The sequence below is a fragment of the Staphylococcus sp. MSU001 genome (genome assembly GCF_052976705.1).
Genome location: NZ_JBRIKK010000023.1, coordinates 1 through 22,366 on the forward strand (window position 1 = coordinate 1; position 22,366 = coordinate 22,366).

The 22,366-nt window shown below is 33.6% G+C and carries 19 protein-coding genes; 2 read left to right on the forward strand and 17 right to left on the reverse strand.

Annotated elements, in window-relative coordinates:
• Nucleotides 1–196: 196 nt before the first annotated feature.
• The 6 genes from pknB to ACVBFA_RS10280 are packed head-to-tail and all read right to left on the reverse strand — an operon-like array spanning nt 197 to nt 6,758.
• Complete coding sequence (gene pknB, locus ACVBFA_RS10255) at nt 197–2,197, reverse strand: Stk1 family PASTA domain-containing Ser/Thr kinase (protein WP_447158822.1); 2,001 nt, start codon at nt 2,195–2,197, stop codon at nt 197–199.
• Complete coding sequence (locus tag ACVBFA_RS10260; RefSeq protein ID WP_002446259.1) at nt 2,194–2,937, reverse strand: Stp1/IreP family PP2C-type Ser/Thr phosphatase; 744 nt, start codon at nt 2,935–2,937, stop codon at nt 2,194–2,196. The genes pknB and ACVBFA_RS10260 overlap by 4 nt, the downstream gene beginning before the upstream one ends.
• Nucleotides 2,938–2,943: 6 nt before the next feature.
• On the reverse strand, nt 2,944–4,038 hold the full coding sequence (gene rlmN, locus ACVBFA_RS10265) for a 23S rRNA (adenine(2503)-C(2))-methyltransferase RlmN (protein WP_002446258.1): 1,095 nt from the start codon (nt 4,036–4,038) through the stop codon (nt 2,944–2,946).
• A gap of 2 nt (nt 4,039–4,040) precedes the next feature.
• The gene (gene rsmB / locus ACVBFA_RS10270) at nt 4,041–5,348 is read right to left on the reverse strand and encodes a 16S rRNA (cytosine(967)-C(5))-methyltransferase RsmB (RefSeq protein ID WP_126122461.1); all 1,308 of its coding nucleotides are present in this window, start codon (nt 5,346–5,348) and stop codon (nt 4,041–4,043) included.
• Complete coding sequence (gene fmt / locus ACVBFA_RS10275) at nt 5,345–6,277, reverse strand: methionyl-tRNA formyltransferase (protein ID WP_002446256.1); 933 nt, start codon at nt 6,275–6,277, stop codon at nt 5,345–5,347. The genes rsmB and fmt overlap by 4 nt, the downstream gene beginning before the upstream one ends.
• Nucleotides 6,270–6,758 carry a peptide deformylase gene (locus ACVBFA_RS10280; RefSeq protein WP_001830064.1) on the reverse strand — a complete coding sequence of 163 codons (489 nt, stop codon included), beginning with the start codon at nt 6,756–6,758 and terminating at the stop codon, nt 6,270–6,272. Before ACVBFA_RS10280 ends, fmt begins: the two co-directional genes overlap by 8 nt.
• 221 nt (nt 6,759–6,979) lie before the next feature.
• Between ACVBFA_RS10280 and ACVBFA_RS10285 the strand changes: the two genes are divergently transcribed.
• On the forward strand, nt 6,980–7,183 hold the full coding sequence (locus ACVBFA_RS10285; protein WP_001830141.1) for a TM2 domain-containing protein: 204 nt from the start codon (nt 6,980–6,982) through the stop codon (nt 7,181–7,183).
• 105 nt (nt 7,184–7,288) lie between these two features.
• On the opposite strand, the gene priA is transcribed toward ACVBFA_RS10285, so the two are convergent.
• The 4 genes from priA to gmk all read right to left on the reverse strand — a co-directional run bounded on the left by priA (nt 7,289) and on the right by gmk (nt 12,270).
• Nucleotides 7,289–9,697 carry a primosomal protein N' gene (priA, locus tag ACVBFA_RS10290; protein WP_002446254.1) on the reverse strand — a complete coding sequence of 803 codons (2,409 nt, stop codon included), beginning with the start codon at nt 9,695–9,697 and terminating at the stop codon, nt 7,289–7,291.
• Nucleotides 9,697–10,896 carry a bifunctional phosphopantothenoylcysteine decarboxylase/phosphopantothenate--cysteine ligase CoaBC gene (gene coaBC, locus ACVBFA_RS10295; protein WP_126122462.1) on the reverse strand — a complete coding sequence of 400 codons (1,200 nt, stop codon included), beginning with the start codon at nt 10,894–10,896 and terminating at the stop codon, nt 9,697–9,699. The genes priA and coaBC overlap by 1 nt, the downstream gene beginning before the upstream one ends.
• Nucleotides 10,897–11,434: 538 nt before the next feature.
• Nucleotides 11,435–11,647: a DNA-directed RNA polymerase subunit omega gene (rpoZ, locus tag ACVBFA_RS10300; protein WP_002491402.1), complete on the reverse strand. Its 213-nt coding sequence runs from the start codon at nt 11,645–11,647 to the stop codon at nt 11,435–11,437.
• The gene (gene gmk / locus ACVBFA_RS10305) at nt 11,647–12,270 is read right to left on the reverse strand and encodes a guanylate kinase (protein ID WP_002446251.1); all 624 of its coding nucleotides are present in this window, start codon (nt 12,268–12,270) and stop codon (nt 11,647–11,649) included. The genes rpoZ and gmk overlap by 1 nt, the downstream gene beginning before the upstream one ends.
• 269 nt (nt 12,271–12,539) lie before the next feature.
• On the opposite strand from gmk, the gene ACVBFA_RS10310 reads away from it, so the two are divergent.
• Nucleotides 12,540–14,237 carry an Rqc2 family fibronectin-binding protein gene (locus ACVBFA_RS10310; RefSeq protein WP_002446250.1) on the forward strand — a complete coding sequence of 566 codons (1,698 nt, stop codon included), beginning with the start codon at nt 12,540–12,542 and terminating at the stop codon, nt 14,235–14,237.
• Nucleotides 14,238–14,299: 62 nt separating this feature from the next.
• On the opposite strand, the gene ACVBFA_RS10315 is transcribed toward ACVBFA_RS10310, so the two are convergent.
• The 7 genes from ACVBFA_RS10315 to ACVBFA_RS10345 all read right to left on the reverse strand — a co-directional run bounded on the left by ACVBFA_RS10315 (nt 14,300) and on the right by ACVBFA_RS10345 (nt 22,363).
• Complete coding sequence (locus tag ACVBFA_RS10315) at nt 14,300–14,707, reverse strand: VOC family protein (protein WP_002446249.1); 408 nt, start codon at nt 14,705–14,707, stop codon at nt 14,300–14,302.
• Between the two features lie 540 nt (nt 14,708–15,247).
• The gene (locus ACVBFA_RS10320; RefSeq protein WP_002475937.1) at nt 15,248–15,454 is read right to left on the reverse strand and encodes a hypothetical protein; all 207 of its coding nucleotides are present in this window, start codon (nt 15,452–15,454) and stop codon (nt 15,248–15,250) included.
• A 25-nt stretch (nt 15,455–15,479) separates the two neighbouring features.
• Nucleotides 15,480–16,091, reverse strand: a complete 612-nt coding sequence (pyrE, locus tag ACVBFA_RS10325; protein WP_002446247.1) for an orotate phosphoribosyltransferase — start codon at nt 16,089–16,091, stop codon at nt 15,480–15,482.
• Complete coding sequence (gene pyrF / locus ACVBFA_RS10330; RefSeq protein WP_002457397.1) at nt 16,092–16,784, reverse strand: orotidine-5'-phosphate decarboxylase; 693 nt, start codon at nt 16,782–16,784, stop codon at nt 16,092–16,094.
• Between the two features lie 34 nt (nt 16,785–16,818).
• Nucleotides 16,819–19,992, reverse strand: a complete 3,174-nt coding sequence (carB, locus tag ACVBFA_RS10335) for a carbamoyl-phosphate synthase large subunit (protein ID WP_002446245.1) — start codon at nt 19,990–19,992, stop codon at nt 16,819–16,821.
• Nucleotides 19,985–21,085: a carbamoyl phosphate synthase small subunit gene (locus tag ACVBFA_RS10340; protein WP_002446244.1), complete on the reverse strand. Its 1,101-nt coding sequence runs from the start codon at nt 21,083–21,085 to the stop codon at nt 19,985–19,987. The genes carB and ACVBFA_RS10340 overlap by 8 nt, the downstream gene beginning before the upstream one ends.
• On the reverse strand, nt 21,086–22,363 hold the full coding sequence (locus ACVBFA_RS10345) for a dihydroorotase (protein WP_002446243.1): 1,278 nt from the start codon (nt 22,361–22,363) through the stop codon (nt 21,086–21,088). It lies immediately after the preceding gene.
• Nucleotides 22,364–22,366 lie beyond the last annotated feature (3 nt).

Genomic DNA, 22,366 nt, shown 5'->3' on the forward strand with positions numbered 1-22,366 from the left:
TAAATTTTTAAAGACAAATTGTCTCACATTAATAAAACGAGCCTGCAACATATGTATTCATATGTACAGACTCTTCATCTTTTTTAAGAATTTTTTCATTTTAATTAGATAATCATTCAAAATTATCTCTATTATAATCATCATTGAAAAGTTACACTACAAATTTATTATCTACTTCCCATTAGTTGTTACTCATTTAGCCATCATAGCTCACATCTTTATCAGCTACAATTTTATTATCAACTCTTATGGTGTAGCCAGCGTCACTTCCTTTTTTAATTTTTAAAGGAATATTAATTGTCTTATCACTTTTAATATTAAACGTTTGAACTGCTGAATCACCTTTGTTATCAATATCACGAATAAATACTTCTACTTTTTGACTTTTATTTTTTTTACCGGTATACGGTACTTTAACAGTCTCATTTTTAGTCGTTGTATCCTTGTCCTCCTCATCATCTTCATCAGACTTTTCTCCTTTAGAAACTACTAATAGTATAGTAGAACCTTCATCAACAGTTTTATCCTTTGGAGATTGAGAAATGACATTACCTTTTTCGACATCATCGTTGTTTTCTTTTGTCACTTGAACTTTAAATCCTTTATCTTCAAGTTCTTTTTTTGCTGACTCATATGACTTATTTTCATAATTGTTGACATATACTTGTCGAACACCTAATGATTCATAAATTGTAATATGATGATTATTAACGGAAACTTCACTATTAGCTACAACACTTTGTTCAGAAATTAATCCTTTTTCATATGTTTGACTATAAGCTTGCTCAACGTGAATATCTTTAAATCCGATAGCCTTTAATTTTTTTAGCGCATCATTTTTCGACATACCTAAAACATTTGGCATCTTAACCTTCTCTGGTCCTTTGGATAGAACGATATCAACTCTATCCCCTTGTTCGACGCGTTCTCCACTATCTGGATTTGTTTTAATAATTTGGTTTTCAGGATATTTATCACTATAATTTCTTGATATGTCACCTACTTTTAGGTGATGACTATCTAATACCTTTTCAGCTTGTTTTTCAGTTTTCCCTTTAAGATCAGGCATTTCTTCATATTTATTTCCAAAAACAGCCATAGCTACAAAAGAAAATAAACCAATTAATAATATTACAAAAATGATTGATAAAATTGCAATTTTCATTTTAGAACGTTTTTTGTCGCTTTTTTGATAATAACGTGGTTCAGACGATTGAAATTCTTGTTGTTTTATTGAATCATTAACAATAGGTATTTGCATGGTTTTATTAAGGTCATTTTGATTTTGTTCATCATAGATTTTATGATTCAAATCATCTTTAGTGAGTGGTACAGTTTTAGTTTTATCTAGTTCGTATTTTTCTTCATTCAAACGATTCTCATGTAACGCACTTGTTAAATCGTCACACATTTCTTGAACAGTATGATAGCGATGATATTTATCTTTCTCTGTTGCACGTAAAAGGACATTACTCAATGATTGAGGTACATCATCTCTTTTATCCGTTGTAATATTTGGGATGCTATCTTGAATATGCTTTATAGCAATACTCACTGCAGTCTCTCCATTGAATGGTGGCTCTCCAACTAACATCTCATATAATACAATACCAATTGAATATATGTCAGTACTTTCATCAGTAGCTTCGCCTTTAGCCTGTTCAGGTGATAAATATTGAACGGTTCCTAGAACATGATTCGTTTGAGTCAGCGACGTTTCACTCAATGCTTTAGCAATACCAAAATCAAAAATTTGTAATTTTTTATTCTTATCAATTAATATATTCTGTGGTTTAATATCTCGATGAACAATTCTCATGTCATGCGCATGTTTGATTCCACTCAAAATTTGTTCTGTAAACTGAATAGCAGTTTCTACACTAAGTGGACCATGACTGTGTATATATTCCGCTAAAGTAGGACCTTCTATGTATTCCATAACAATATAAAAACAATCATCTTCCTCATCTACATCAATCATACTGACTATATTCTCATGAGAAAGTTGAGAAGAATTATGTACTTCTCTTTCAAAACGTTTAAATGTCTCTTCTTTTTCACTTGGAGGAATCGAAATCGCTTTAATAGCAACTTTTCTGTTAAGTATTGAATCTTCAGCTAAGTAGACAATACTCATCCCACCACCACCGAGTTTATCGGTTATAGTATAGCGTTCATTTATGACTTTACCTATCATACTTTATCACCTTCTAACTTTAAAAGGATAAAGCTGACATTATCTTTTGAATCATGAGCAAGCGCTAAGTCCAATAACTCATTACCATGTACGTCTAATGAACTATTTGAACTTAGTAATTCTTGGATTTCATAATCTCTGACATAATCAGTAAGTCCGTCAGAGTTCAAAAGAAGATAATCATAAAAATGAGTTCTCTTGATAAACAAATCTGGAGAAACACGTTTATCTGTTCCCATGACTTTAGTAATAATATTACGTTGTGGATGATGAAATGCTTCATCTTTAGTAATTTGCCCCGTCATTACTAAGTGATTAACAAATGAATGGTCGCTCGTAATTTGATCCATCTGTCTCTGATTAATTACATAAGCGCGCGAATCTCCTACATTTGCTACAACAACTTGTTTATCATAAATGATGGCACAAACGAGCGTTGTACCCATACCTCTGTACTCTTCATTTTCTTGAGCATAGTTGTACAGCTGAAAATTGATTTCTTTAATGTTCGAACGCAACCACGATTCAGCACGATTTATTTCAATTAGATTTTCTTCTTCAAAACGCTTTTGAAGTTCATAAGTGACAAACTGACTAGCTATTTCTCCAGCTTGATGTCCACCCATGCCATCGCATAATACTAGCATTTGTTGCTGTGTTTGATTGTAAAATATACCGCCAGCGTCCTCGTTTTTCTCACGATGTTGCCCAGTATCAGTGAAAAATTGTGCGTTTAACATATGTCTTTACCTCGTTTCTACTTGTCGTTCCTTCGCTCTTAATTGTCCACATGCAGCATCAATATCTGACCCTTGCTCACGTCTAATTGTAGCATTAATTCCTAATCTCTTTAATTCCTTCTCGAATTTAAAAATATCATCTTTTGGTGTCTTTACATAATTTCTTTCAGGGACATGGTTAACTGGTATTAAATTAACGTGGCAATTGAGATCCTTAATTAAATGTGCCAAATCCCTCGCATGTTCAAGTTGGTCATTAACACCACCAAATAATCCATATTCAAAAGTAACACGGCGATTTGTCTTTTCTTGATAATAACGAATAGCTTCCATTAACTTATCAACATTATAAGCACGATTGATAGGCATTAATCTTGATCTTATTTCGTCTTTAGCGCCATGAAGACTCACAGCAAAATTTATTTGTATATCTTCTTCGGCAAAATCATAAATTCTTGGAATAATTCCTGATGTAGATACAGTAATATGACGTGCACCAATATTTAAACTGTTATCATCATTAACAATTCTTAAGAAATCCATCATTTCATCGTAATTCTCGAAAGGTTCACCTATGCCCATAATGACAATTTGTGATACACGCTCATTCGTTTCGTCTAGTGCCTTTTGTACAGTTAATACTTGGGAGACAATCTCTCCTGCTTCTAAATTACGCTTTAATCCGCCCAAAGTAGAAGCACAAAACGTACAACCAATTCTACATCCTACTTGTGTTGTAACACAGACAGAATTTCCATATTCATGTCTCATTAAAACAGTTTCAATAGTATAACCATCTTGTAATTCAAATAAAAACTTGATTGTTCCATCTTTGCTTTCTTGTTTAACAACAGTGGTCAATGTCGTCATTGCAAAATGATCTTTAAGAATTTGACGTAACTCTTTAGACAGGTTAGTCATTTCATCAATAGTATTTACACGCTTTTGGTATAACCATTCAAAAATTTGTTTTGCTCTAAATTTTTGTTGTCCATGATCAATAAGCCATTGTTGCATCTCGTCATACCTTAAGGAGTAGATTGATTGTTTTTCGAAATTAGGCAAGAATTTGTTTTTCTTCTTTTTTTCTGCAGTTATCATTTCTAACTTTCCTTTCTTTTTATCTTGCTAATAAAGAATCCATCAGAATTAAAATCTTGTGGAAGTATCTGTAACGTTTTAACTTGTTCACCAGTTACTGGATTTTGGATTGGTTCAAATTCAAAATCTTTATGTCTCTTTAAAAAAGTATAGATGACATTTTCGTTTTCCATTTGTTCTATTGTACATGTTGAATACACTATTGTACCACCAGGTTTAATATTATCTTTAACATTTTCTAAAATTTGTAATTGTAATTCTACTAAAGACTTAATACTATTTTGTGATTGACTATATTTAATTTCAGGTTTGTGTCTAAGAACACCTAAACCACTACACGGTGCATCAACAAGAATCTTATCATACATTTTATCGTATACTTCTGTGGCATCATGTTGAAAAGCCTTGATATTATTCAATTTCAATTTTTTAATATTTTGTTTAATAAGATTTATTTTATGTTCATGAATATCTGTTGCATCGATGTGACCTTCTGGTGACAGAATTTCTGCCATATGACAAGCTTTACCACCAGGTGCGCTACACGCATCTAAAACTTTGTCATCACGCCCTAGGTTCATTACATAAGCTACCATCATTGAACTTTTATCTTGAATAGAGATATAACCTTCTTTAAAAGCGTTTGAATTAACCACAGGCAAGCCTGATATATGAAGACAAAATGGTAACATATCGTCTTTTTTAACATGGTAACCTTCCTGTTCTAACTTAGAGATAATTGAATCAATAGAACCACGAGATATATTGGCACGCACGGTTGTAGCTACAGGCTCTAAAAAAGATTGTGCAATGTTTTCAGTTTTTTCTATTCCAAAATGCGTCACCCAATGATCAACAATCCATTTGGGAAGACTGTATTGAATTGCAATTCTTTTTTTAGTATCATCTATATCTTCAAAGCTTGGTAATTCAGTGCGCATTACTGTTCGTAATATACCATTGACTATATTCCCTGTGTGATAGCCACCGCGTTTCTTTGCTATATCTACCGCTTCATGAATAATAGCATGGTTAGGTATTTTATCTAAATATAAATATTGATATAAACTCATCCACAGTAATTGTCGTACCCATGATTTGATTTTAGTTTTGATAAAAGGCTTAAGTAGATAATCTAACGTGTATTTTCTTTTTAGTGTTCCATATACTAATTCTGTGAACAAATTTTTATCTACTGTATTAATGTTATTTGTAGATAGAACCTCATTAATTTTTAAATTACTATAAGCACCTTTATTTAAGACGTCATTGATTGTTTCTAATGCATATGTTCGCACTGATTTCATCATAATAGAACTTTCCCAACTAACGACTCTTGTACACCACTTAAATAATCAGTAACTTTCATGCGTTTTTTTCCTGCAGGTTGAATCTCAGTAAGTGCGATCGCATCATCAGAACCAGTAGCTATGATGAGTTCATGCTTAGTAGCTTCAATAATTGTTCCTGGATTACCTTTTTTCCCTTTCACAATGAAAGCGCTAAATAATTTGAGATTCTTTTCGTTCATAGTTGTATAAGCTACTGGCCAAGGAGATAGTCCTCTAATATGGTTATGAATTGCTTGTGCACTCATATTCCAATCAATTCTCTCGTCTTCACGACGAATATTAGATGCAAATGTTGCAAGTGCATCATCTTGGGGGATGCTGTCATTGGTATTATCAATGATACTAGGAAGTGTCTTCTTTAATAATTCGGCACCTAAAAAGCTTAATTTATCATGCATTGTACCAACATTATCTTCTTCTTCAATACGAATTGATTGTTGCGAGATGATATTACCTGCATCAAGTTTTTTAACCATATACATAATCGTGATTCCAGTTTCTTCCTCACCATCAATGATAGCCTGATGTATAGGTGCTCCTCCTCTATACTTAGGTAACAATGATGCATGGACGTTAATAGCTCCTAATTTAGGTGCATTGAGTAAGGACTCTGGTAATAGTTGACCGAACGCAGCCGTTACTATTAAATCTGATTCTAAAGAAAGTAACACGTCTAATTCTTGAGAATCTTTAAGTTTTTCAGGCTGGTATACCGGTATTTGATGCTTTGTAGCTACTCTTTTTACTGGTGGTGGTGTCATCACTTTCTTACGTCCTACTGGTCTATCAGGTTGTGTCACTACAGCGATAACTTCATGCTCAGCAATTAACATCTCTAAAACTTTCGTTGAAAAATCAGGTGTTCCCATAAAAATGATTTTACTCATTGTCAAAATACGCCTCCACTTCAGTTTCATTTAATATATGATGTGCTCTTTTGGTAAATTGAATTCCATTAAGATGATCAATCATATGTAAAATCATGCGTGCGATATCATCATATGCAGTTAATTCAACTGCATTTCCATTGATATCATAGCTTTGTACAGTGATCATTTTGCTACGTTTAACTTCTCCATATATATGAGGTAAACTGATTGAGCCTTCTAAGTCAGAAACAGTCTCTTGAGATTGACTTTTAACGACAGGATTAATAAGTTGTAATAACCCTTCTTGTTCCATATCGATGAGTGCAACACTTTGATCTACTCCAATTTGAGGTGCACTAATTGCAGCGGCTTCCTCATGATATAATGTATCTTCCAAATCTTCCAATAACACTTTTAGTTTTTGATCATACGTGCTTACAGGTTGAATCGTTTTATTCAAAATAGGATGTGTTGATTTTACTAATTTCTTTACAGTCATCACTTAGGCTCCTCATTAAAATTCATCATATCATTATAACTTACTTAGTATGAAATTGCGACCTTTCAAAGTAAGCTTATATCTTTATCTCCTCTTCGTTCACCTCATACTTTAGAATGAAATATCAAAGTTATAAAGTAAAACAATTGCTTAATTTTGATTAAATTATAAAATAAGAAATGTAAGATATATAAAGCATTATGCTAAAGGAGTTGATATAAATGGAAGTTAATAAAGTCATTTATATTTTATTAGCAGTCTTTCTTGGTAGTTTTGGCATCCATAAATTTTATGCTGGCAAACCAATTCAAGGATTATTGCATATTCTATTTTGTTGGACTGCTATCCCGCATGTGTTAGCAATTATTAGTGCAGTTTTAACATTATTCAAACCTGCCGATGCTAACGGGAATGTCAGAATGTAAATCAATTGAATATCCATATGGTGCACTTAGTTTGATTTATAAGAACAGCCTCAAAAAACATCTAAAGTGATGGATTTTGAGGCTTTTTGATGTTTGACACTTCATTCACATCATCATTTGTGGATTAATATCAATTTTTAATGATAGTTTATCCTTTACATATTGATCATGATAATAATCATCTAAATATTGTAACGCTTGATGTAATTGAGGCTCACTCTTATATTTTACTAGTATTTGAAAACGATATTCATTATTAATTCTTGCTAGTGCTGCTGGTGAAGGACCTAGCACGAATGCTTTTTCACTTAAGTGCTGCACTAAAATTTGATGAATATGCTTAGAAGCCACCATGACCTTTTTTATATCTGTATGTGAAATGGTAAAGTTAATCAAAAAATAGTAAGGTGGATATTTTCCTAATTTTCGATAATTCATTTCTTTTTGATAAAAAGAAAGATAATCGTTTAATTTCACATCCTTTATTGAATAATGATCAGGATTGTACGTTTGTATGATAACTTGTCCTTCTTTTTCATGACGACCTGCGCGTCCAGATACCTGAGTTAAAAGTTGGTATGTTCGTTCACTGGCACGAAAGTCAGGTAAATTTAACATAGTGTCAGCATTGAGCACACCAACTAGAGTAATGTTAGGATAATCCAAACCTTTAGCAATCATTTGCGTACCTAATAAGATATCTCCTTTTCCTGCTTCAAAGTCATTTAACAATTTCTCATGTGCACCTTTTCTTGAAGTTGTATCAACATCCATCCTTATAATACGAGCTTGAGGGAATTCTTGTTGTAATAATTCTTCTACACGTTGCGTTCCAGTTCCGACTTGTCTGATATGATCACTTTCACAATTTGGACATCGAGAAGGTGGATTTTCTTGATAACCACAGTAATGACATTTTAATTGATCGGTTGTTTTATGATATGTTAACGAAATATCACAATGGGGACATTGGGGAACGTATCCACAATCTCTGCATAACATAAATGAAGCATATCCCCTTCTATTTAAGAATAGTACTATTTGTTCTTTTTTATCCAACCGTTCTTGTATCGCTTGTCTTAGTGCTATAGAAAACATGGAACGGTTACCTTCACTCAATTCTTCTCTCATATCTATAATATCAATATGCGGTAACGCTTGTTGATTGACTCTATGTGGCAATGACAACAATTCATAAACATTTTTTTCTGCTCTAGCATATGATTCAAGGCTAGGTGTTGCGCTACCTAAAACGACAGGACAATGATGAAATTGACTTCTCCATTGTGCAATATCACGCGCATGATATCTGGGATAATCTTCTTGTTTATATGTAGATTCATGTTCTTCATCAATAATAATGATGCCTAAATTTTTAAACGGTGCGAAAATACTTGAACGAGCACCTACACTCACTCGAGCTCGACCGTCTCTAATTTTTTGCCACTCATCATAACGTTCACCTTTTGAAAGTCCGGAATGTAATACCGCTACATCATCTCCAAATCGACGTTTAAATCTTAGCACCATCTGAGGTGTTAAGGCGATTTCCGGCACTAACATCATGGCTTCTTTACCTTTATTAAGAACTTCCTCTATTGTTTGAAGATAGACTTCGGTTTTACCTGAACCTGTGACTCCGTGTAATAAAAATGTTCTTTCTTTTTCATCATGAATATAATGTTTAATAGCTTCAAATGCATCTTGCTGTTCTTTAGTTAATATCCTCTTTTGTTCTTGTTCAAATATACGATTTGCATAAGGATCTCTAAAAACCTCGGCGGTATATTTTTCAATATAACCTTTTTTGATTAAAGAATCTAAACTCGAGTGAGAGAAACCCATATCATTGATTTCTTTTAAAAACACTGTTCGATGAGACTCTTCTAATAAAAATGCATACAAATCATATTGTTTTGTATATTTCTCGAGTTTTGCAAGTACTTCATCACCATTCAACGTATTAACTACGCCAACAGCTTTTTGAGTTTTCTTTTTTGTGTTTTGAGAAAGTATCGTGATCTCTTCAATCAATCCTTGATTTAACAAAGTCAACATTTCTTCTAAATCATTGTTTTGCTGAGCTTCTTTATATAAGTAATAACCGTCATTGTTAAATAGCGCTCTGGTTTTTGAAGATATATTTTTTGTATCGATGATTGAAAAAGCTTTCTTATACTTTGCTTTAATGGCACTTGGCAACATCGCTTCTAAAACAGAAATACGTTTCATCACATGATAATGGCTCATCCATTCGCTTAATTGAATCAGTTCGGATGTTAATTCAGGTTTAATATCACGCACTTCTTTTATTTCTTTTAGTTTTGATATATCCATATTTCCATCTGGTTCTTGTTGAATATTCATGACGTATCCTTGTATAGTTCTAGGACCAAAAGGTACCACAACACGAACGCCTATTTGAATCACACGTTCTAAATTTTTAGGAACAATATAATCAAATTTAAAATCGACACTTTTCGACGGAATATCAACAATTACTTTTGCAATCATTACTGCCACCTAGTTTCTAAAATTTCTATAATTTGATGTGCTAAAGCTGATTTTTTCCCTTTCTTAATATTTACTTTTTCATTATTTTTAAAATGCATAGTTAATTCATTGTCATCTGAACTAAAGCCTATTGATGTATCACCTACATTGTTCGAAATGATAACATCTGCATTTTTTCTTTTGAGTTTGTCTAGAGCATACTGTTCAATATTTTGTGTTTCAGCAGCAAAACCAACAAGATATTGGTGCGTTTTATTTTCTCCTAAGTATTTTAAAATATCCTTAGTACGCTTAAATTGAACAGATAATCCTCCTTCTTGTTTTTTTAATTTATGTTCAAGTATGTCCATTGGTGTATAGTCAGACACCGCCGCTGCTTTAATCACTATATCTTGTTTCGCAAAGCGTTCGGTTACAGCTTGAAACATATCCTCTGCACTCTCAACTTTAACAACATTAATCCCTTCAGGTAGAGATAAGTGGGTAGGACCACTAATTAAAGTTACGATTGCCCCCTTATCTCGTAATGCTTCAGCTATAGCATATCCCATTTTTCCTGATGAACGATTTGATACGTATCGAACTGGATCAATAACTTCAACTGTAGGTCCAGCGGTAACTAATGCGTGCTTTCCGGAAAAAGAGCTTTTTACAACATTCTCCTGTTGAGTAAAAAATTTATTAATAACAGATAGGATTTGCATGGGTTCTTCCATTCGCCCTTTTGCTACATAACCGCATGCTAAATAGCCACTACCAGGTTCAATAAAATAATATCCGTCTTGACTTAGCACTTTCATATTATGCTTAGTACGCGGATTGTTATACATATTTACATTCATTGCGGGTGCAACGAATTTTGGTGTTGTTGTAGCAAGTAATGTAGAAGTAATTAAATCATCAGCAATTCCAACACTTAATTTTGCGATAGTATTAGCAGTTGCTGGCGCGACTATAATCGCATCTGCCCAGTCTCCTAATGATACATGTTGAATCTCTTCAGGATTTTCTTCTTTAAATGTATTTGTGTAAACAGGATTTCTACTGATTGCTTGAAAAGCTAGTGGAGTAACAAACTCTTGAGCATGATCAGATAGCATAACTCTTACTTCATAGCCGGATTGTATTAATTTACTTGTTAAATCAATTGCTTTATATGCTGCGATACCGCCTGTAACAGCTAATAAAATATGTTTCATTATTTATATTCTCCTTTAATACTTTATCGATACGCCTAAATTAGAAATGGAACGGAATAATTTAGTTATGTGTTATCTATTAATTATCAAATTTAAAGGCAACTTTGGCTATGCAAAAGCGCATCCTTCGTAAAAAGAGAGCGGAATAGAATTCATAATAAATTCATTATCCCACCCTGTCGCAATATGACCTTAAATAGAGAATCTAACAAAATTTTCATAACAGAAACTCAGACCCTGACACGTTTTATTTTAAGTATATTTTCAGGGTAGTCAATCTACTGCGAAGAGATTTAATGGCTAAAACTAGTCATTTATGTTTCAGATTCATTGACGACATATTTATAATTATTATACACAAATTAATCATTAAATTAAAAAAGTGACTATTACTAAATGTAACTTTCAAGTTGGACAAAGAATTTTAGTCAGATTTCAAGCTTGTTTTAAGCGCTATTCAACTATTTTGTATGTTACTAGTAATTAAAAAACCTAGGACAATTTTTATGTCCCAGGCTCTACCAATATAAATAAAACTTTATCCTAAATATTCTTTCGGTACAACAGGTTCTATTTTACCATCAGCAATTTCTTCTAAAGCTTTTCCAACAGGTTTAGCTGATTGGTACTTATCTAAAAGCGCTGTTTCGCGTCTTTCATCTAATTCACGTGCTCTTTTAGCCGCCGTAGTGGCAATAAGATATTTTGAATTCACCTTTGCAGTAAGTTGGTTTAACGGTGGATTTAACATTATTTTTTGACCTCCAGTAACATTTTTCTATATTTAGCTTCGATTCGCTCTCTTTTTAAATGCTCAGCTTCAACAATTGACTGAATTCGATTCTTAGCGAGTTCAACCTCGTCGTTAACTACAACGTAGTCGTATAAATTCATCATTTCTACTTCTTTTCGCGCCTCGTTCACACGGCTTTGAATCTTTTCATCTGATTCAGTTCCTCTACCAACAAGACGTTCTCTCAAGTCATCTAAACTTGGAGGCGCTAAAAATATGAACAAAGCATCTGGAAATTTCTTTCTTACTTGCTTAGCACCTTCAACTTCGATTTCTAAAAAGACGTCATGACCTTCTTCCATAGTATCCTTTACATATTGTACAGGTGTACCATAATAATTACCTACATATTGTGCATACTCAATAAACTGGTCATCTTTAATTAACGCCTCAAATTCTTCCTTTGTTTTGAAGAAGTAATCTACACCATCAATTTCACCTTCACGCATATGACGTGTTGTCATTGATATAGAATACTTATATGAAGTAGTTGGGTCTTCAAATATCTTTTTTCTAACAGTTCCCTTTCCAACACCTGAAGGGCCTGAAAGAACAATTAACAGTCCTTTTTCCTTATCCATGCCTTACGACCTCTCTAAGCTATTCTTCTATTATTTAAATATAATATCATATTGCTACGATATATGTATAGCCGTACTTTGTTATAGAGTCAAATTCATCTTATTTCGTCATATTTTTAAAATTTTTATGCACTTCATTTCACCTTTATAAATTGCTTTAAAAATTAAGAATATTCAACTTTAAAATAATTTACAGTCTTTAATCATGACCTCTCACTTTACGCATGTTACAATATGATGAATGAAAAAGTATAAGGTGGCAGATAATTATGGCATATGATGGCTTATTTACTAAAAAAATGATTGAATCATTACAGGGTTTAGTCTCAGGCCGAATTCATAAAATAAATCAACCAGAAAATGACACAATAATTATTGTAGTTAGACAAAATCGTAAAAATCATCAACTACTTCTATCGATTCATCCTAGTTTCTCTCGTTTACAATTAACTACTAAGAAATACGACAATCCATTTACACCACCAATGTTTGCAAGAGTTTTCCGTAAACACCTTGAGGGAGGCTTCATAAAAGCAATTCGACAGGTTGGTAACGATAGACGTATAGAGATTGATATCGAAAGTAAAGATGAAATTGGTGATACAATATATAGAACTATTATATTGGAAATAATGGGTAAACATAGTAACCTTATCCTTGTCGATGATCAACGTAAAATCATCGAAGGTTTTAAACATCTAACTCCTAACACAAATCAGTACAGAACCGTTATGCCTGGCTTCAAATATGAAACACCACCAAATCAAAATAAAATCAATCCTTATGAATTAACAGGGCAAGAGGTATTAAAATATATTGACTTTAATGCTGGAAAGATTGCCAAGCAATTACTTAATATATGTGAGGGCTTTAGTCCACTAATCGCTAATGAAATTGTGAATCGTCGTCAATTTATGACTCAAGAAACATTACCTGATGCTTTTGATGAAGTCATGGCCGAAACCAAATCGGCATCTATTCCTGTCTTTCATAAAAATCATGAAACAGGTAAAGAGGATTTCTATTTCATGAAACTTAATCAATTCTATGATGATATAGTTGAGTATCATTCACTTCATGAACTATTGGATCGCTTTTATGATGCACGTGGTGAGAGAGAAAGAGTAAAACAACGTGCAAATGATTTAGTCAGATTTGTACAACAGCAACTGCAAAAACAACAAAATAAATTGAGTAAACTTATCGATGAGTATGAAAGTGCTAAAAACAAAGAAACTCAGCAATTATATGGAGAGTTGATTACAGCTAATATATATCGTATTCAACAAGGTGACGATTCTGTTATAGCGTTGAATTACTATACTGGTGAAGAAGTAAAGATTCCACTTAACCCTACAAAATCGCCATCAACTAACGCTCAATACTATTATAAACAATATAACCGTATGAAAACACGAGAGCACGAATTGACTCATCAGATTAAACTGACTAAAGAGAATATTGATTACTTTGATAATATTGAGCAACAGTTAAAGCACATTACCGTTGATGATATCGATGATATTCGCGACGAACTTGCTGAACAGGGATTCATGAAGCAAAGAAAACAGAGTAAAAAGAAAAAGCAGTCTAAAATTCAACTTCAAACGTATCATTCTACTGATGGAGATACGATATTAGTAGGTAAAAATAATAAACAAAATGATTATCTTACCAATAAAAAGGCACATAAAAATCATTTATGGTTCCATACAAAAGATATTCCAGGATCTCATGTTGTCATACTCAATGAGAGTCCAAGCGAAACAACGATTAAAGAAGCGGCAATGCTAGCTGGGTATTTCTCTAAAGCTGGTAGTTCAGCTCAAATTCCTGTAGATTATACGGAAATTAGACACGTTCATAAACCTTCTGGGGCAAAACCTGGATTCGTGACATATGACAACCAAAAGACCCTATTTGCAACACCTGATTATGATCATATTCAACAAATGAAAGAATCATAACATAAAAAAAGACAGCAGAATTGAATGCACATATCATTCAACATTCTGCTGTCCTTTTTAATCTATTTGTTTTCTGGTAAAGCAAGTTGAAAACTCACGCCAAATTTATCTTGAACCCATGCAAACTCTCTAAATGGTGGCATTTCTGTTTTAGGCATTAAAATGGCACCCTCACTTTTCAAACCATTAAATAAACGTTCCATCTCCATAGTATCCTTAACAGTGACATATAGTGACATTGCCGGATTCATAGGCAACTCTTCCCCACTATTTGCATCTATCGCCATAAATACTTGGCCATTTAACGTAAAGATGGAGTGTTGCACTGAGCCAGGCGTGCCCGGTCCTTCTTCGCCATACTTCACCATTGTAATAATTTCACTATCTTCAAATAAACTTGTGTATAATTGAATTGCTTCTTCAGCTTCATCATTAAACATTAAAAACGTCGTAATTTTTGGTATGTCCATATGCTACTCCTTCTTTTATATCGTATTCTTGTTATTTAAAAATCAATCTTACTTATTATTTTAACATGTATATACTTTCATTGTAGAATGTAGTTATATAGGATGTAAAAAATTAGAACTTTAATATAGTTTGATTCTTAATTTGATTGATAGTTCGATTAAGATTGGAGGCGTTGTTATGCTCATACATTATGGTGTACCATTATTAATATTTGCATTAGTTCTATTAATAGGATGGCTAATGACTAAGATGTTTATACGTTAATTTTGGGAAATTATTATAACCTTTGTTTTATCGTAAATGATGCGTGTAGAATTTCTTGATTTGAATATCATTATTTCAAATATGCATTGAAGGTAAAGTACAATTGTACGATGAATTAGAATACTCTCGTGATTTTTCTTCTCAGCTTATTTCCACAATTCATTCTGACTTTTTAATAAAAAATTTACTATGATTTCGCAGTTAATTCATAAAAAACACTCCAAAAGTTAATTGATTCATCACTTTTGGAGTGTTTTTACAATATCGATTTATAGTTAATGATTTAAATTTTTCTTGGCACGTTTAAAAATTTCAATTGAATGTTTAAATACTTCATCATTCATTGTTTTTGAAATATTTTCTTTACTAGAATGGTCTGATTGAGAATAAGATGGAATTCTATAATCATCTCGTCTATAAAGAAACTCATTACAATGTTTTATTAAAGTATAAAGATGATTATTATCATTGTTTTGTTCCATTAGACGCCCCCTCACCATTCATATATTACGATAAGTTATCTCGCCAATCAACTAATGTTTGGATGTCATTTAAAGAGATTTTCCCATCATCTTTCGCAACTTCTATAAGCTCATTATAATCACTTAAAGTATAAAACGGAATATGAGCCTTATTAAATGTCTCGTCTGCTTTTGCAAGACCATATGTGAATATAGCAACGACTCCAAGCACATTAGCTCCCGCTTCTTCCAATGCTTCGACAGCTGTAATCGAAGAACCTCCAGTAGAAATTAAATCCTCGACTACAACGACATTTTTATTCTCGCTTTTTGCACCTTCTATTTGGTTTTGTTTACCATGGCTTTTACTTTTTGATCTAACGTAATTCATAGGTAATTCCATTTTTTCTGAAATGTAAGCTGCATGAGGGATACCAGCAGTGGCCGTACCCGAGATAATTTCAACGTTAGAAAAATGTTCTTTAATTAATTGAATTAACCCATCTCTAATCGCATTACGCACTTCAGGGTACCCTAAAGTTATTCGATTATCACAATAAATAGGCGATTTAATTCCTGAGCTCCAAGTAAATAAATCATTTGGAGATAATGAAACTGCCTCTATGTCTAATAATGCTTTAGCAATATTTTTAGCCATTTAACTTAACCAACTTTCTTTTATTTTATGATAACTGTCAATTGGATGCTCACTTTGAGTGATAGGTCGACCTACTACGATATGTGTTGACCCCAAAGTTTTAGCTTCCTCAGGTGTTGTAATTCGTTGTTGATCATTACGAGCTGCGCCTTTCGGGCGAATACCTGGTGTCACTTTTAAAAAGTCAGAACCTAGTTCTTTAGAAATCATCTTAGCCTCAAGAGGAGAACATACGACACCGTCTAATCCAGCTTTTTTAGTAAGACGCGCATAATTTAGAACTGCCTCCTCTATAGAGGTTTGAATATTTTGTTCTTCATGTAATTGTCTTTCAGTAGTTGAAGTTAATTGAGTAACTGCAATGATTTTAATATCAGCATTATGTTTTCTTAACCCTTTTTTAGCTTCTTCCATCATTTTAATACCACCGGCAGCATGAACATTGACTAAATCAATGTCTAAACGTGCTAAGCCTTCCATTGCTTTGCTCACAGTATTAGGTATGTCATGTAATTTTAAATCTAAAAAGATATCATGACCTCTTTTTTTAATGGATTTAATTAAAGCTGGCCCTGTTTGATAAAATAACTCCATCCCAATTTTGACGCATAACGGTTCATTAAACTTATTTAAAAATGTATGAACCTCGTCTGCTGATTTAAAATCTAATGCTATAATGGGTAGATTTCTCACACTCATCTTCTCCTTTTAACTTCTATCATTAAGATTATACATTTCTCATAGTAAACGTCATGCTTTCAATGACATTTGTTAAAGCACTGGCAGTATCTAATGATGTTAAACAAGGCACACCATTTTCAACTGTTGTACGTCGAATTTGGAAACCATCTCGTTCGATTTCTTTTCCTTTTGTCATAGTATTAATGACAATTTGCACTTCTCCATTTTGAATTCGTGTCAGTAGATCATCCTCGCCACCGATTTTACCTACGACCTCAACTGGAATATTATGATCTTTTAACTTTTGTGCTGTTCCACGAGTCGCCAATATTTTGTAGCCTATTTCATTTAATCGATGTGCAATCTTGACTATTTCATCTTTATCTTTATCACTTACAGTCATCAATACTGTACCATGATCTTTCACTTCAAATCCGCTACCAGTGAGACCTTTGTATAGCGCTTTTTCAAGTGTAAGGTCTTTACCCATAACTTCACCTGTAGACTTCATCTCTGGTCCAAGCGTAATATCTACATTTTTTAATTTATTAAAACTAAATACGGGTGCTTTAACATATACGCCTTCAGAATAAGGTTGGATACCTTGCTTGTACCCCATTTCAGCAAGCGTTTCACCCATAATTGCACGCATCGCTAATTGAGCCATTTGAATATCAGTAATTTTACTTAAGAATGGTACCGTACGGCTTGAGCGCGGATTAACTTCTAACACATAGACACCGTCGTGAGCTATGACAAATTGAATGTTAATAAGACCTTTAATATTTAAACCTTTTGCCAATTTAATTGTGTAGTCTTCAAGTGTATTAATTTCGTCTTGAGTCAGTGTTTGTGGCGGATAAACTGCAATAGAATCTCCACTGTGAACACCTGCACGCTCTATATGTTCCATAATTCCTGGAATTACGACAGTCTCCCCATCTGAAATAGCATCCACTTCTATCTCTTTTCCTGTTAAATAGCGGTCTACCAATACAGGATGTTCTGGACTTGCTTTAACAGCTTGAGTCATATAATTTTCAAGCTCTTGATCATTATCAACAATCTCCATTGCACGGCCACCAAGCACGTATGAAGGACGAACTACAACCGGATAACCTATTTCTCTTGCATTTTTAAGAGCTTCTTTAGGTGATGTAGCAGTTTTCCCTTGTGGCTGAGGTACAGATATTTCACGTAATAGCGCTTCAAATTCTTTTCTATCCTCAGCTCGATTTAAATCTTCTAATGATGTTCCAAGAATTTTAACACCATGCTGTGCTAATTTATCGGCTAAGTTTATTGCTGTTTGACCACCAAATTGTACTACAACACCTTTAGGTTGTTCTAAGTTAATGATATTCATGACATCTTCTTCTGTAAGTGGTTCAAAATATAATTTGTCAGAAATTGAAAAGTCAGTAGATACAGTCTCCGGATTATTATTCACAATAATAGCTTCGTAACCAGCATTTTGAATCGCCCATACTGCATGTACAGTTGCATAATCGAATTCAACACCTTGGCCAATTCTAATTGGTCCTGAACCTAGTACTAGAATTTTCTCTTTATCAGTTACTATAGATTCATTTTCATCTTCATACGTACCATAATAGTACGGCGTTGTGGATTCAAATTCAGCTGCACATGTATCAACCATTTTATAAACTGGTTTAATATTTTGACTCATACGTAGTTCATATATATCTTTTTCTTCCATATCCCATCGATGAGCAATCACTTTGTCACTAAAGCCATAATCTTTAGCGTATTTTAAATACTCTAAATCGCCTTGATGATTTTTAAGTTCATGCTCAATGTCAATAATGTTTTGGAACTTATTTAGGAAGAAATAGTCAATTTTTGTCATATTATGAAGTTCTTCAAGAGATGTTCCTCTACGAATTGCTTCTCCGATAAAGAACAATCTTTCATCATCTTGATGTCCGATACGCTCTTTAATGTAATCTAATTCATAACTTTCTCCATTTGGTAAACCTAAATGATGAACACCATATTCAAGTGAGCGAATGGCTTTCAGTAAAGATTCTTCATATGTACGACCGATTGCCATGACTTCGCCTGTCGCTTTCATTTGAGTTCCAAGTTCACGTTCACCTTTTTCGAATTTATCGAATGGGAAACGTGGAATTTTAGAAATAACATAGTCTAAAGTGGGTTCAAATGCAGCATATGAAGTTCCTGTAATAGGGTTAAGCATTTCATCTAGTGTTAAACCTACGGCAATCTTAGCGGCTAATTTTGCAATAGGATAACCCGTTGCTTTGGAAGCTAACGCTGATGAACGAGACACACGTGGGTTGACCTCAATGATGTAATAATTCAATGAATGCGGGTCAAGTGCGAGTTGCACATTACATCCACCTTCAATACCTAAAGCACGAATTACCTTTAAGGATACGTCTCGTAGCATTTGATATTCTACATCTGATAGTGTTTGACTCGGTGCAACAACGATTGAATCTCCAGTATGAATGCCTACAGGATCTATGTTCTCCATATTACATACTACGATGGCGTTATCATTTTTATCACGCATAACTTCATATTCAATTTCTTTATAACCTGCAATTGATTTTTCTATTAAACATTGTGTAGCAGGGCTATAATGCAAACCATTACTAACAACTTCTTTTAATTCAGCATCATTATGGCAAATACCACCGCCAGTACCCCCCATCGTAAATGCAGGACGTACAATTAACGGATATCCAACTTGTTCTTTAAATTCAAATGCTTGTTCTACTGTATTAACGATATCGCTTTCTGGTACAGGTACATTTAAATCATTCATTAATGTTCTAAACATTTCACGATCTTCTGCTTGTTGAATAGACTCTAGCTCTGTCCCCAACAACTTTACATTATTAGCTTCTAACACGCCACTATCATGAAGTTGAATCGCCATGTTCAACCCAGTTTGACCACCTAAAGTAGGTAATAATGCATCTGGTTGTTCTTTTCTAATAATACGAGCAATAAAATCGTGCGTTAATGGTTCTATGTACACCTTATCGGCAATTTCTTTATCTGTCATTATTGTTGCAGGATTAGAATTAACTAAAATAACTCTGTAGCCTTCTTCTTTTAATGCTAGACAAGCTTGTGTTCCTGCATAGTCAAATTCTGCAGCTTGTCCAATAATAATTGGGCCTGAACCGACTACTAAAATTGTCTGAATATCATCTCTTTTAGGCATTGATTTGACGCTCCTTTTCTTTGAAATCCTTCATCATTGTTATGAACTCATCAAATAAGTAATTAGAATCACTTGGACCTGGTCTTGCTTCAGGATGATATTGGACTGAAAACGCTGGAAGTTCTTTATGTCTTAGTCCTTCAACAGTACCATCGTTTAAAGCAATATGTGTAACTTCAAGGTCAGTATTTTTAAGCGAGTCACGGTCAATAGAATAGCCGTGATTTTGGCTCGTGATATCTATTTTACCTGTTCTTAAATCTTTAACGGGATGGTTCGCACCACGATGTCCAAATTTCATTTTGAATGAAGTTGCGCCTTGCGATAATGCAAAAAGTTGATGACCAAGGCAGATACCAAAGAATGGTATCTTTCCTAATATGCCTCTGATCATATCTAAAGCAACGTCAACTTCGTCTGGATCACCAGGGCCGTTTGATAGCATGACACCATCTGGAGACATGCTTAAAATCTCTTCAGCTGACGTATCATATGGTACAACTGTGACGTTGCAACCACGTAAATTTAATTCACGAACGATATTTTGCTTTTTACCAAAGTCGAGTAAAACGACACTTAAATCGGAACCTGTTGATACATATGGTGTTTTTGTAGAAACCGTTTGAACTTCATCTCTAGGTAACTCAGCAGTTTTCAACTGTTCAACAAGTTCCTGAATGTTATCTTTATTATCTGTAAATCCAGCTCTCAAAACACCATGATTTCTAATTTTACGAGTAATACTTCTAGTATCTACACCCGATATACCAGGAATATGATATTGAGCAAGTGTTTCGTGTAATGTTTTTTGGTGTCTAAAGTTACTAGGGTGTGTACTTGCTTCCTTTACTACTACCCCATTTAATTTAGGTGTTAATGATTCAAAATCATCGCGATTGATACCATAGTTTCCAATTAGTGGGTACGTAAAAGTTATGATTTGACCTGTGTAAGACGGGTCAGAGATTGTTTCTTGGTACCCCGTCATAGCAGTGTTGAATACAATTTCGCCTATAGATAAGTCATCTGACCCTAAGCGATATCCTTCGTAATAAGAGCCATCTTCCAGTACAAGATAACGTTTTTCAAGCATCTACTTTTCCTCCTCGAATACTACTTCACCTTTAAGCATTGTTAGTGTTGGATTTCCATAAACTTTTTCACCAATAAATGGAGTGTTATCAGCTTTAGATAAGAAATCTTCACTTTTGATTTCTTTTTCAGTATTTAGATCAATAATTGTTAAATCAGCGTAACTATCTTTGTGTAATTTTCCATAATTTAAGTTGAAAATAGTAGCTGGTTTAATAGTGAAATAATCAACTAATTGTTGCAGTGACCAATTACCTCGTCTTACAAAGTGTGTATAAAGTAATGGGAATGCTGTTTCACTACCTACGATACCGAAAGGTGCTTTTGTCATAGGTTGTTCTTTTTCTTCTTTAGCGTGAGGTGCATGATCCGTTGCAATACAATCAATTGTTCCATCTAATAAGCCTTCTAAAAGTGCTTCTCTATCTTCATTACTTCTTAATGGTGGATTCATTTTGTAGTTTGAATCATCACCAGGAACATCATTTTCAGTTAATAATAAATGATGTGGTGTAACTTCTGCTGTTACATGGATACCAGCTTTTTTAGCGTCTCTGATTACTCGAACACTTTCCTTAGTTGAAACATGGCACACATGATAGTGACAACCAGTTGCTTCAGCTAATAGTACATCTCTAGCAATTTGTACAGATTCAGCAATATTTGGAATACCAGGTATGCCTAATTCTTCACTACGTTTACCTTTATGCATTGCACCACCATAGATTAAGCTATTATCTTCGCAGTGTGCGACAATCGGTTTTTTAACTTTTGCAGCTTGCTTCATAGCAGCATACATCATACTTGCTGTTTGAACGCCCACACCATCATCTGTAAATGCAAACACACCTTCTAGTGCTAATTTTTCAAAATCAACAAGTTCAGTACCTGCTTGTCTCTTAGTAATAGCAGCATAAGGCAACACCCTAACTTGTGCTGTTTCAGAAATTCGTTGTCTTAATTCTCTAACATGTTCAACTGTATCTGGTACAGGTCTTGTGTTAGGCATAGGACATACTGTAGTAAAACCACCTCTTGCAGCGGCTTTTGTACCACTTTCAATTGTTTCTTTATGTTCACCACCTGGTTCACGTAGGTGCACATGAACATCTACAAAACCTGGAGCAATTAAATTTCCTTTTGCATCAATAACTTCAATATTTGAAGATGAAGCATTTATTTTACTACTAATTTGTTTAATACGTTTACCATCAATTAATATTTCTGTGTCTTTTAAGATACCGTTTTTTAAGATTTTTCCGTTTTTAATTAATTTCATGTA

Bases quoted from the DNA above. Each gene is read 5' to 3' on its own strand.
- pknB (WP_447158822.1), bottom strand. From the start codon at position 2,197: ATGATAGGTAAAGTCATAAATGAACGCTATACTATAACCGATAAACTC.
- ACVBFA_RS10260 (WP_002446259.1), bottom strand. From the start codon at position 2,937: ATGTTAAACGCACAATTTTTCACTGATACTGGGCAACATCGTGAGAAA.
- rlmN (WP_002446258.1), bottom strand. From the start codon at position 4,038: ATGATAACTGCAGAAAAAAAGAAGAAAAACAAATTCTTGCCTAATTTC.
- rsmB (WP_126122461.1), bottom strand. From the start codon at position 5,348: ATGATGAAATCAGTGCGAACATATGCATTAGAAACAATCAATGACGTC.
- fmt (WP_002446256.1), bottom strand. From the start codon at position 6,277: ATGAGTAAAATCATTTTTATGGGAACACCTGATTTTTCAACGAAAGTT.
- ACVBFA_RS10280 (WP_001830064.1), bottom strand. From the start codon at position 6,758: ATGACTGTAAAGAAATTAGTAAAATCAACACATCCTATTTTGAATAAA.
- ACVBFA_RS10285 (WP_001830141.1), top strand. From the start codon at position 6,980: ATGGAAGTTAATAAAGTCATTTATATTTTATTAGCAGTCTTTCTTGGT.
- priA (WP_002446254.1), bottom strand. From the start codon at position 9,697: ATGATTGCAAAAGTAATTGTTGATATTCCGTCGAAAAGTGTCGATTTT.
- coaBC (WP_126122462.1), bottom strand. From the start codon at position 10,896: ATGAAACATATTTTATTAGCTGTTACAGGCGGTATCGCAGCATATAAA.
- rpoZ (WP_002491402.1), bottom strand. From the start codon at position 11,647: ATGTTAAATCCACCGTTAAACCAACTTACTGCAAAGGTGAATTCAAAA.
- gmk (WP_002446251.1), bottom strand. From the start codon at position 12,270: ATGGATAAGGAAAAAGGACTGTTAATTGTTCTTTCAGGCCCTTCAGGT.
- ACVBFA_RS10310 (WP_002446250.1), top strand. From the start codon at position 12,540: ATGGCATATGATGGCTTATTTACTAAAAAAATGATTGAATCATTACAG.
- ACVBFA_RS10315 (WP_002446249.1), bottom strand. From the start codon at position 14,707: ATGGACATACCAAAAATTACGACGTTTTTAATGTTTAATGATGAAGCT.
- ACVBFA_RS10320 (WP_002475937.1), bottom strand. From the start codon at position 15,454: ATGGAACAAAACAATGATAATAATCATCTTTATACTTTAATAAAACAT.
- pyrE (WP_002446247.1), bottom strand. From the start codon at position 16,091: ATGGCTAAAAATATTGCTAAAGCATTATTAGACATAGAGGCAGTTTCA.
- carB (WP_002446245.1), bottom strand. From the start codon at position 19,992: ATGCCTAAAAGAGATGATATTCAGACAATTTTAGTAGTCGGTTCAGGC.
- ACVBFA_RS10340 (WP_002446244.1), bottom strand. From the start codon at position 21,085: ATGCTTGAAAAACGTTATCTTGTACTGGAAGATGGCTCTTATTACGAA.
- ACVBFA_RS10345 (WP_002446243.1), bottom strand. From the start codon at position 22,363: ATGAAATTAATTAAAAACGGAAAAATCTTAAAAAACGGTATCTTAAAA.